The sequence below is a fragment of the Candidatus Zixiibacteriota bacterium genome, from assembly GCA_026397505.1.
Taxonomy (GTDB): domain Bacteria; phylum Zixibacteria; class MSB-5A5; order GN15; family PGXB01; genus JAPLUR01.
The window spans coordinates 18,608-30,308 of the sequence record JAPLUR010000101.1 but is presented as its reverse complement, the minus strand read 5'-3'; the positions used below and the strand labels follow the sequence as shown (position 1 = coordinate 30,308).

Here is an 11,701-nt window from a genome sequence, read left to right as displayed (position 1 = left end):
CTCACCGTTTTCCGCTAAATGAGGGGAGTATCCCAGATTCATGATTGATTTCAGGATAGATTTCTCATCAACCTTGTACGGCTCAAAATTGACCGCCGCCGTTCCCATCGCATAATTGACCTGGGCGATTTTGACTCCCTGAAGGGCGCTCAGCCCTTTTTCAATACCGGCGGCGCAGGAGGCACATTTCATGCCGCCAATGGTGAGATTGAGCTTTTTTGTCCGTTCCATAATACTTGCCATAACTATAATGGGTTAAATCGGCAAAAAAGCAACCGTATTTTGCCCCTATGTGAAACCCTTTGGGTCTGAGGAAATCGACGGTTTTCTATTTAAAACCGAGCGTCATCAAAAGCTGCGGGCACTTTTTAAGAAGCTCTTTTCTGATTTTGGCCCGCGCCCGATGCAAATACCAGCGTACAGTCGCCTCCGGCATATTCATTATGCTGGCAACATCATCGATATGACACCCATCAACGTCGCGAAGCATAAAGGCCGACCGCTGCTTGTCGTTAAGCGACCCGGCCGCTTCATTTATATACTGGCGAATCTGCCCCTTCTGAAATGAAAGTTCCGGCGTGTCGTGATTATCATCCGCCTTTTCCGGGATGTTATCCAGAGATTCATGGTGATAGCGGTGATGCTTGCGCATATAATCTATTGAGGCGTTGACCGTGATACGATAAAGCCAGGTATAGAACTTCTTGCTTTCATCATAACGCCAGATATTCCGGCTGGTCTTGACAAAAACATTCTGCGTGATATCGGCCGCCTCATCGTAATCGCCAACCATTCTATAAGCCAGCGAGGCCACTTGGTTGCGATAAAGCCGAACCAGCTCCGCAAAGGCTGTCTTATCGCCGTTCTTGATCCGGGCGACAATTCCTTTTGTTTCCAATTCAAAGTGGTTGTCGTCTTCTTTATAAGAAAGATTCGGTTTGGCTGCTGCGGTTCTCATGTTTGCCTCTCAGTCCATTTAAGACATTATAGACAATATTAGTATATTTTTATCTATTAAACAAGGCAAATCTTGCCCGGTTCCAAAAAAAAGTAAAGATTAATTTTATTTGGGATCCACCCCACTTGCTCTCTTCCCGGTTATCTACGCCATCTCAATAGATTGCCCCTAGAACTACAAAACTGAATGGCAGAAGCTCGCCGGGGCGAGTTCCTGCCATTCAGCAATTCAGAATTAGATTATTTCAATTAAGCCTTATTATTGTTCTTGGAAATTCCTATGCGATAGAGAATGAACATGAGCGCAAGAAACGGTATCATCGCAAACCAATCGGTGTGAGCCAGAAAACCTGTGACCGAGGAGAAATCGATATATTTATCGTACTCCGCACCGGTCAAAGCCGAAAGGCCCACGCCCATAATCGCCCCGCCGGCGATAAATCCGGAGGATAACAGCACTCCCGGCGAAAATTCCGCCTCCGACGCCGAGGACTTCCTCTTTCTATCAACAATGGCGCGGACAATACCTCCGGCCATGATCGGGGTGGAACTGGACAACGGCAGATAAAGGCCGACCGCAAAAGGCAACGATGAGACCCCGACCAATTCCATCACCAGAGCCAGAAAGACACCAATGAGAACCAATCCCCAGGGGAGTTTCCGGGTAAGAATGCCGTCAATGATCAGGCTAAACAAACGGGCTTTGGGCGAATCGAGCTTGGTGACCGGTTTGCCGTCCACTTCGGAAACGGTTCCGGCAATCCCGGGATCAACCAAATAGGCGATCTTGTTGCTGTCATTAACCAGATACTTGCCGGTCATAACAAATCCGGTTTGCTCCTGAACGTAATGAACGCGATACAGATTTCCGTCCGGACCTTTCTTGGTCGGTGCATCAGTCGGCATGACGGCCGTATAGTCGGGATATTGTCTCGGGACTACGGTAGTATAAGCGTTATTCAGCGCGATGACAATCCAGCCGATAACCAAAGCGCTGGTAACGACTCCGATAGTGATTGCAATCTGCTGAAGTCTGGGGGTGGCGCCTACCAGGAAACCTGTTTTCAAGTCCTGACTGATCGTTCCGCCGTTCGAGGCCGCAATGCAGACGATCGCCGCGGTCGAGAGGGCCATCGCGCGGAAAGAGACGCCGGTCCATCCCACCGCCAGAAAAAGCAGACAGGTTATCAGCAGGGTGGCAACAGTCATCCCGGAAATCGGATTCGACGATGACCCGATTTCACCGGTTATACGGCTTGATACGGTGACAAAGAAAAAGCCGAACAGTACTATCAATACGGCGGCGACGGCATTGATATGGATTATGGGAGCCAGCCAGATAGCTATTACAAGGCCGATGGAGCCGAAGACCACTATCCAGAGAGGAAGGTCCTGGTCGGTTCGCAACGGCTTTTCCTTGACTCCCTCGCTCCGACGCGAATCCAGAAAAGTGCGGAAACCTCTTCGGAAGGCGGAGATAATGGTCGGGAATGATTTAAGAAGGCTGATAATACCGCCGGTTGCCACGGCACCGGCGCCGATATATAGGATATAAGCATTGCGAACATCACTGGGCGACATATCGCGAATCAAGATGTTCGCCGGGAACATCACATTGGGCAGATTCTCGCCGAAAATCTTAATGGCCGGAATCAAAATCAGAAAAGCCAGTGTTCCGCCGGCCATCATATTGGCCGCCACTCTGGGGCCGATGATATAGCCGACCCCGAGCAGTTCGGGGGAAATTTCGGCGGCCACCGAGGCTCCTTTGAAAAACTTGAGGAGACGATTCGGGATTTCCTCCCAGAAACGAAATCCGGCATTGCAGAGTTTGTATACGGCGCCAATGCCGAATCCCATAAAGACAGTTTTGGCGGTCGTGCCCCCCTTTTCACCGACAATCAAGACATCGGCGCAGGCGGTTCCCTCGGGATAGGCAAGCTTGCCGTGCTCTTTGACAATCAGACCCTGCCGCAGAGGTATCATCATCAGAACGCCGAGTATACCTCCCAAGAGAGACATGGTAAGAATGGGCATAAGCTCCATTTCCATGCCGAGGAGAACAAAGACCGGCATGGTCGTGGCGACACCGAAAGCGATCGACTCACCGGCCGAACCGGTGGTTTGCACGATGTTATTTTCGAGAATAGTGGCTTTTCCGAAGACTCGGAAGAGAGTTATCGACAGCACTGCAATCGGTATGGAGGCGCTGACGGTCATGCCGACTTTCAGCGCGAGATAGACTGAAGATGCGGCAAAAACAATCCCCAGAAAGGCTCCTAACAAAACGGCGCGAAGAGTAAATTCTCTCTGGGTTTCATAGGGAGAGACATAGGGTTTAAAATCTGACTGCGACATGGCCATTATCCTCAAACTTGATGGTCAATATGTTGGGCTAATATACAAAATCGAAAGGGAATGGACAAATGATATATTATTTGTTAAATTAGCGGTTGCAAATCTCAACAAAGAGGTAAAATATGGCGGCAAAAGGCACCGCATGGTGGGAAAATATTTTCGACGATTTGCGCCCCCTGTTTGATATGAAATCAGCGGATACGATGAATCAGGTGCGCTTTATTATCAAGAAATTGGACCTGAAGCCGGGTTCAAAGTTTCTTGACTGTCCCTGCGGAATCGGCAGAATTTCTCTTCCCCTGGCACAGAGGGGAATAAGAGTGACCGGTGTCGATATTACGGTTTCATATCTGGAGGAGTTCAAAAAGACAGCGGAGCGCCGAAAACTGAAAGTCGATTTACATCATCTGGATATGCGCAAAATAAATTTCAAAAACCAGTTTGAGGCCGCCGGAAATCTCTGGACCTCTTTCGGGTATTTTGAAAAGGAAAGCGATGATTTTCTGGTAATCAGGAAGATTTATCAGGCGCTCAAGCCGGGCGGCAGGTTCATGCTGCATCTGATAAACCGAGATTGGATCATAACTAATTTTTCTCCTAACGACTGGTCCCGTGTCGGCAAAATCAAGATTTTGGAAGAAAGGAGCTTTGACTACCGAACCTCGCGAAGCAAAGGAATCTGGCATTTTATCAAGGATAGCGGTGAGTCCTCCTATGAAGTCACCATACGGGTTTATTCCTATCATGAGTTAGTTCGGATGCTCGAAAAGGCCGGTTTTGCAGATATCGAAGGATACGGCACAACGAAAGAGGAGCCGATCAGCCGCGATCATCGAATGATGTTCATTATCGGGACCAAGCCCAAAAAGAGATAGTCGATATAGACGTGACTTTTCTACCGATGCCGAAGCCGGGCAACAACAATCGCTATCGCAGCCAGAACGATTATCACAAAAGGCAAAACGACACCCAGTTCTCTGGTCTGTAACTTTCCCTTTTCGACTAACAGAGAGACCAGAAGGCCGGCCGCTATCAGGACGAGCACAACACTGATTACGACAACAGCAATAGTCCCTTCACCCATACCGACATTGGTGCGGTAGGGATCGATTCCGATCTGTGAATCGCTGCTGCGTCTTTCCACCCGTCGCTTGAACCTGATGCGATAATTGTCAAACTTCTCAACCATCTCCCACCCGGCCTTGGCCTCCTCCTGGCACACATCCTGAACGCGCTGGTAGTCTTTAAACCTCCCCGTGGTGGAGCGGACGATCTTGAATTCCCAACCCTCCAGATCTTCCTTATTGTAACCTGCCATATCTTCTTCCTCCTCATTTTGTCTTTTTTTGGCCGCCGCGGCGGCGATGGCTATATGTGCTCCATAATTCATACGTTCTCCGTATCTCGCTCAATATTATAACTCGCCGATTGGAATTTTCCAATTATCCAATTTGGAACATCAATCTTTTATTCGGGCGGTTCCTTTTTCCTTTCCGGTTCCGAAATCCGGCCCGCCTCGCGCAACGCTTTCCGCAGAAGATATTCTATCTGGCCATTCAGGCTCCGCAGTTCGTCATCGGCCCACTTCTGCATCCGGGCGAGAATTCCCCCGTCCACCCGAAGAAGAAATGACTTACGTTCCGCCACAATTATTGATACAAGGTTCCGGTGTTAATGACCGGCTGACTGGCGCTCTCGCCGCAGAGGACCACCAGAAGGTTGGACACCATCGCCGCCTTCTTTTCATGATCCAGCTCAATAATATTCTTTTTGGCGAGTTGCTCCAGCGCCATTTCCACCATCCCGACCGCACCCTCCACAATCAACTGACGGGCCGCTACAACGGCACCGGCCTGTTGGCGACGTAACATCGCCTCGGCTATTTCCGGTGCATAAGCCAGATGACTGATGCGCGCCTCAATAACCTCTACCCCGGCCTGGGCCAGCCGCTCGTGAATTTCGGTTTTCAGTTGCTCGGCAATAGTGCCGGTATGACCGCGCAAGGATACCCGGTTTTCGGTATGTGAATCGTACGGATGTTGGGTAGCGAGATTTCTCACTGCCGATTCACTCTGTATCTTCACGAAATTTTCGTAGTTATCCACCTGAAAAGTCGCCTCGGCGGTATCGACTACTTTCCAAACCACAATCGCCGCAATTTCGATCGGATTCCCATCGATATCATTCACCTTGAGGCGATTGGTTTCGAAATTACGCACTCTTAAAGAAATTCGCCTTTTGGCATAGAGCGGATTGGCCCAGCGCAATCCCTCCATGCGCGCCGTGCCGACATATTTGCCGAACAACTGCAGGACACGCCCCTCATTGGGGTTGACCATAAACAATCCGCCGAGCAAGAATAGATCGAATAAAATCAATATTGCCGGTACGATCTTGGTCAGTTCAATGGCGATAGCGGCCCAGTAAATCAGTCCTGCTAGCGCAAGAATCAACAAGGCCAGTGGCACCCAACCAGTAATGACTTTCAGTTCACGTTCTTTTATCATACTTCCTCCTGTGATATCATTATGATATTATTAAGATATCGGATAATTACCAGAAAAGTCAAGAGTTTTTTTTCAGAAAAATTGACCGGGTCGATAATATTTATTTATATTGTTGTCATTCAATCATTTACGGTAACATTGATAACTGTGCGTAACCTATTCTTCCGGCAAAATAGATATTGCCCGCTGACAACTATCATGATTTTAGCGCCGATATTGGCAGTTTTGCGAGATCCTTTTGGCCGGGAATGATCTCTGCAGCCGGACTATGCAAAAGGTGCGGGACTGTCAATCATTACTGCGGAGTATCGCGAATAATTTCTGTATATTTGCCAATTATGAAGAGCCTGTGTCATTTCATCACGACCCTACCTGGCGTAAGTTTTGTTATATGAACACTAATACACCGCGCACCTCCAAGAATGCTGCGATTGTTGTCGCCACGCTGACCTCTTTTCTGGGGCCGTTTATGTCATCCTCGCTCAACGTTGCTCTGCCCTCGATCGGCCAAGAATTCTCCATGGGTCCGGCCGTGCTTGGATGGATGAACACTGCTTTTCTGCTGGCGGCGGCAACATTTTTAATACCGTTCGGCCGGCTGGGGGATATTTATGGCCGCAAAAGGATATTCATATTGGGACTGCTGCTGCTTTTAATCTCCTCGGTTCTCATTGCCAGTTCCCATTCAATCGCTACGATGATTATTTGTCGAGTCATTCAGGGGTGCGCCTCGGCGATGATATTTGCCACAATGATACCAATATTAATCTCGGTTGTCCCAACGACCGAGCGGGGGCGTGCCCTGGGAATCACAACGGCAGCGGTCTATTTCGGTCTTTCAGCCGGCCCGTTTCTAGGAGGTTTTATCACCCAGCAGTTGGGATGGCGGTTCATTTTCTGGCTCAACGTTCCCTTAGGCCTGATTCTTCTGGCGGTGACTTTCCTTCTCCTAAAAGGAGACTGGGCCGAGGCGCATGGTCAGAAATTTGACCTGACCGGCTCGGCAATTCTGGGGTTAGCGCTCATTGCCGCCATGTATGGCTTTTCGACACTGCCCTCGGCGATATCCGGCCTGATTGCAGTAGTTGGACTGATAGGGCTTGTCTTCTTCATTTATTTTGAGAAGCGCGTTATTCATCCGATTGTCAATATTGATCTTTTCCGGCGCAACACAGTTTTTGCTTTCTCCAACCTGGCGGCGCTGATTAGCTATGCGGCCACTTTTGCGGTGGGTTTTCTTTTGAGCCTTTATTTACAGAAGGTGAAAGCTCTTTCGCCACAGGCGGCCGGTTTGATATTGGTCGCACAGCCTTTCGTGCAGGCTGTATTCTCACCGCTGACCGGGCGGCTATCCGACAAGCATGAACCGCGCACGCTGGCCTCATTAGGAATGATTGGGACTCTTCTGGGGCTGGTCATGTTGGCGTTTCTTGGTACTGCCACCCCGCTGTGGTATATAGTGATTTGCATGATAATTCTCGGTTTTGGATTTGCACTTTTTTCTTCGCCCAACACCAATGCCATAATGAGTTCGGTGGAACGGCCGGTTTACGGTGTTGCCAGCGCCACGCTCAGCACCATGAGGCAGATGGGGATGATGTTTTCGATGGGGACGGTTATGATGGCGATCTCGCTGCTTATGGGGAAAGCGGATATTGGGCCGGACAACACCGGTCAGTTCCTGCTCAGCATGAGAATTTCATTCATCCTTTTTGCCGTATTGAGTTTTGGCGGGATATTCGCCTCACTGGCGCGCGGCAAGATGAACCGGACGAATAGTGGCAAATGAGACTGGTGCCGGGACTTACGCGAAAGGTGAATTTTCGACCTGATTTCCAAAAAATAACTTGTCTTAAAACCTCTGATGAATTAAATTCAGTGCTGGTGGAGAACATCTGTATTAAAATTGGTATTGAAATGACCGTGTGCGGCATTTGCAGTTTTTTAGTCAAGATGGTAAATTTGCACTATAAAATCGTTAAGTGGAAAGGAAGGATATGACGGGGGAATTCTGGCAAACTAAGCGTCTCGCAGTAGCCAGCCTGCATCTAGACGCAAAAAATCCGCGGCTGGGAAGGGAAACACTATCCCGTGCACCACGAGAGATTATACAGTACCTTTTTGAACACGACAAGGCACTTGAGGTAGCCGAAAGTATCGCTGCGCGAGGATATTTCCCGAATGAGCCACTGCTGGCGATCGAGGAAAATGGCCATTATGTCGTTGTTGAGGGTAATAGACGACTTGCAGCCCTGAAAGCGCTGCGTGAACCCGGATTACTCGAAGGCGCTCTACAACGCAGGGTAGAGCGCTTATCGCGCCGGCTTAATGCCCAAGTATTGATTGATAGAGTTCCTGTGACTATCGCACCGAATCGTCGCGCGACAGATCGACAGATTGCAGGGCGACATATCGGCAGTCCAGTTCTCGCTTGGCAAGCCGAGAATCGCGCGAGCTTCATCCTTGACAAGCTAGAGGAAGGTTACGGAAACGCTGAGCTACGCGACGATCTGGGCTTCACATTGACAGACATTCAGCAGGCCAGGCAGACAAGAGCCATCGCGGATATGGCACGTTCGCTCGATCTCCCAGAAGAAGTGAAAGCCAAACTGGATAATCCCAGAGCCAAACTCTTTACCACGATTGAACGCGTCTTTGATTCCACTGTCGGGCGGGAATATCTAATGATCGAATCTGATCCAGAACATGGACTTCGTGGTACTACGACGAAAAAGGAGTTCGTTAGTGGATTCAAGAAGCTCGTAATTGATATTGCACTGGGCAGACAATCGTCACGATCTTTGAACACTAATGATAATATACAATCATACTTCGAATCCTGGAATTTAATTGACCGACCCAAAAAGAAACGGGGCACATTTGTGCCAGCAGACATCATCGCAGGTTCGTCGATCGCATCTTCTAACCGCAGGGCAGCGTCCCCCGGTTCTCCAAAACGAACCAAACAGGAAAGAAAGACGGTACTTCCCAGCAGTCTTAAAGTACGATTCGGCAATGAACGTCTAATTGATATACGTCGCGAGTTAATTAAATTAAAACGCAAGGATTACCCAAATGCTGGTGCAGTGCTGCTACGCGTATTCTTGGAACTTGCGATGCTAGACTTTCTCAAACGCATTGGCAAGCTTCCCGGGATAATAAGCAAGATTGAAAGGAAAGAACATAGAAGACTGCAATTCGGCGCTCCGACATTAAGGCAATTGGCGGGGGAGATAATAGAGATTGCCAAGAAGAATATGTCGCCCGGCGAAGTTAATACAGTGGCGAAAGCACTACAGTATAACCGAGCAGCGCCTTTTACACTAAGCGATCTGCACGCTTTTGTCCACAGCCCGACAGATCTTCCAAACGAGCGAGACATACAGCAGTTTTGGTTGCGAACTGAACCTCTTTTCCGAATGTTGCTGGAGCGAGAAACGGAGGATGTAAAATAATGAAGTTCGCCAGCCCGCTTCGTTATCCCGGCGGCAAATCGGCGATGGTCGCTCTGTTGAGTCAGATTCGAAAGCTAAATGGGCTGGGCGCGCATGCTGTTGCCGAGCCCTTCGCCGGCGGGGCCGGTGCGTCGCTAAAAATGTTGTTTATAGAAGAGACTCCCGATATTTATATCAATGATATAGACCACGCAATCCACAGCTTTTGGTGGTCTGTCGTTAATCGCACTCAGCAATTTATAGAAATGCTCACCAAGACGCACATCAGCATGGCGGAGTGGCGACACCAAAGAGAAGTGTATAGGCAACAGCAGAATGTATCTCGTCTCCGTCTGGGTTTCGCGGCGTTCTATCTAAATCGATGCAATCGCTCCGGGATAATTGTAAATGGCGGACCCATAGGCGGGGTAGAGCAAACTGGTAAATGGAAACTTGCCGTTCGATATAATAAATCAGAGCTATTGCGCCGCTGTTTGAAGGTTGCTGAATATCGCGATCGGATTCATGTTACTGGACTGGATGGACTAAAATTCATCGAGAGCGCGGACCCAAACACTACGCTATTATTCATCGATCCCCCCTACTTTGTTAAAGGAGAGATGCTCTATTTGAATTCACTTTCTGAAGAATATCATGCCTCCTTGGAAGCTCGATTAAGATCAATGAAAGAAGCGACTTGGGTGCTTACATATGATGACTGTCCACAGATTCGCCGCATGTATCGTGATTGGGCAACAATTAAACCGTTCTCGCTGAAATATGCTACATCAAGGCGGCGAATCGGCAATGAACTGCTCATCGTACCCCGCGGTATCCGTCTACCTGCAACCCAGCCTTCTGCTGCACTTAAATGGTAACTGATTGTTCTGACAGCACTCGAATTTGCAAATTGGTCTACGCCGCAGGCGCAGACTATAGCATGGAAGTCACCGCATATTTGCCTGCCGGGCGAGCTTGATTAATTCCCAGTAAGGGGGTGAATAACCATTGGTATTCCGAAATTGCTCCGCGAGAGTCAGCACTTTGTCTTTAATCTTCTGATGCTTCCTTGAAAACCATTTGTTTCGCAGGGCGGCGGCGGCGTTCATCCCCTCGGGCACCGGCCCCACAAGGTTCACCTGATTGATAATTGTACTATAGGCTTTGGCCATTCTCGCCACCGGCAGCATGTACCAGTCATAACCCAACGGCTCCCCCTTATCGGCGTTTTCGAGCATGATATCGACGACCGCATTATCCACCCGGTCTTTGTACAGTGTTTGGTAGTCGCGCCATTCGGCCACGACACGGAGCTGCGGGTCGTACTCCAGATCCGAGGGTTCCTCGGTGGTGAAATTTCTCACGCCAAAAGCCGACAGCCATGCTTTTGCCCCCGGGCTGGAAATATGCGAAAGCGCTGTCCATAATTTGATTCCCACATGATTATATGCCTGCGAGACAACCTCGGAACAGAACAGTTTGGAGGGCTCAGCAGCATCCATGGCGAAATCGTATGGGATATGCTCGGTCTTCGCCCGCTGAAGTGCGTACGAAGCGGCTTTATGCGGGAGCATCGGGTCACTTTGCATCTGGGACAGATCGGAGCGGAGCCGAAGCACCATCACGCGCAACTTCGTATCTTTGAGATAATCATCAATGGTGGCAATGGCCACACCTTTCTCAATATGCGATTCTATAATTGAAACCGTGCCGGTGCTGTCATCAACATATACCAGCGCCACATGCGAAAAATTGCCGGGGTAGTCATTGCCGCGAGCAATCAGGGCCGAGGTCGGGGCGCCGCCGCGCGAAACCAGAATATCGCCGCTGTGGATTTTGACGCCCAGGATGGCGGCCGAAGGCGTTACCGACGGCTCATCATTTTCAAACGCAACTTTCGGGATTATTTCTTCGGGAGATTGCAGCATTATTTCCTCGATAGCCGTGCGGCCGCCGTACAGAAGACGATAGATGCAGTCGCGCGCATCTTGGGAATTCATATCCCAGCGGATTGACTGATCCTTGGAGAGTGTCCTGAGGCGGCTGAAGGTCTTGATATAATCCGGGAACCGTTCGGGGCAGGCAGCCAGAAGCATTCCCAGTTCGAATATTTTTCCCTCAATCGAAGAAAAGAGAGATGAAGATGGTGCCAGTGTATCAGTTTGGAGCCTTGCCAGCAGGGTATCCAACCGAGTGAAGCCGTCTGATATTCGCGAAGAAAGGTTGATACAGCCGATATGACGCATCTCTTTGAATTGCGTTTCCAGAGATGACCAGTAATCGTCACGGTTCCAGGCAAAAGGCACTTTCTCCCCCGCCGGGGGAACGGGAGGAGCGGAATCGGGAATAAGAAGGATGGCATAAAGGCAGCAAAGAAAGATTACAAGACCAAGAAGCCATTTTGTGCGCTGAGATTTGATAATTAAGAGCAAAGGCCTTATTACC

The 11,701-nt window shown here is 49.4% G+C and carries 11 protein-coding genes; 4 read left to right on the top strand and 7 right to left on the bottom strand.

From position 1 onward, the window contains the following. The 3 genes from NT002_10410 to NT002_10400 all read right to left on the bottom strand — a co-directional run. Window positions 1–231 (bottom strand): heavy metal-associated domain-containing protein (locus NT002_10410; protein MCX6829676.1); only part of this gene is annotated, 231 nt, incomplete at its 3' end. Window positions 232–328: 97 nt separating this feature from the next. After that, complete coding sequence (locus tag NT002_10405) at window positions 329–958, bottom strand: sigma-70 family RNA polymerase sigma factor (protein ID MCX6829675.1); 630 nt, start codon at window positions 956–958, stop codon at window positions 329–331. Window positions 959–1,206: 248 nt separating this feature from the next. Next, entirely contained in the window at window positions 1,207–3,315 is a 2,109-nt protein-coding gene (locus NT002_10400) for an oligopeptide transporter, OPT family (protein ID MCX6829674.1), read from the bottom strand. A 122-nt stretch (window positions 3,316–3,437) separates the two neighbouring features. On the opposite strand from NT002_10400, the gene NT002_10395 reads away from it, so the two are divergent. Beyond that, window positions 3,438–4,190, top strand: a complete 753-nt coding sequence (locus NT002_10395; GenBank protein ID MCX6829673.1) for a methyltransferase domain-containing protein — start codon at window positions 3,438–3,440, stop codon at window positions 4,188–4,190. A gap of 20 nt (window positions 4,191–4,210) precedes the next feature. Here the strand turns inward: NT002_10395 and NT002_10390 are convergent, their stop codons facing one another. From NT002_10390 to NT002_10380, 3 genes are all read right to left on the bottom strand, one after another. Then, on the bottom strand, window positions 4,211–4,705 hold the full coding sequence (locus NT002_10390) for a hypothetical protein (protein ID MCX6829672.1): 495 nt from the start codon (window positions 4,703–4,705) through the stop codon (window positions 4,211–4,213). Window positions 4,706–4,782: 77 nt separating this feature from the next. Continuing rightward, window positions 4,783–4,962 (bottom strand): Arc family DNA binding domain-containing protein, encoded by a 180-nt coding sequence (locus NT002_10385; protein ID MCX6829671.1) that lies wholly within the window; start codon window positions 4,960–4,962, stop codon window positions 4,783–4,785. A gap of 2 nt (window positions 4,963–4,964) precedes the next feature. Next, the gene (locus NT002_10380) at window positions 4,965–5,819 is read right to left on the bottom strand and encodes an SPFH domain-containing protein (GenBank protein ID MCX6829670.1); all 855 of its coding nucleotides are present in this window, start codon (window positions 5,817–5,819) and stop codon (window positions 4,965–4,967) included. A 394-nt stretch (window positions 5,820–6,213) separates the two neighbouring features. On the opposite strand from NT002_10380, the gene NT002_10375 reads away from it, so the two are divergent. The 3 genes from NT002_10375 to NT002_10365 all read left to right on the top strand — a co-directional run bounded on the left by NT002_10375 (window position 6,214) and on the right by NT002_10365 (window position 10,134). After that, window positions 6,214–7,611, top strand: coding sequence for an MFS transporter (locus tag NT002_10375; GenBank protein ID MCX6829669.1), 1,398 nt, complete (start codon window positions 6,214–6,216; stop codon window positions 7,609–7,611). A 208-nt stretch (window positions 7,612–7,819) separates the two neighbouring features. Beyond that, entirely contained in the window at window positions 7,820–9,277 is a 1,458-nt protein-coding gene (locus tag NT002_10370; protein MCX6829668.1) for a hypothetical protein, read from the top strand. Next, window positions 9,277–10,134, top strand: coding sequence for a DNA adenine methylase (locus NT002_10365; GenBank protein MCX6829667.1), 858 nt, complete (start codon window positions 9,277–9,279; stop codon window positions 10,132–10,134). Before NT002_10370 ends, NT002_10365 begins: the two co-directional genes overlap by 1 nt. Window positions 10,135–10,203: 69 nt before the next feature. On the opposite strand, the gene NT002_10360 is transcribed toward NT002_10365, so the two are convergent. Continuing rightward, window positions 10,204–11,688 (bottom strand): YiiX/YebB-like N1pC/P60 family cysteine hydrolase, encoded by a 1,485-nt coding sequence (locus NT002_10360; protein MCX6829666.1) that lies wholly within the window; start codon window positions 11,686–11,688, stop codon window positions 10,204–10,206. Window positions 11,689–11,701 lie beyond the last annotated feature (13 nt).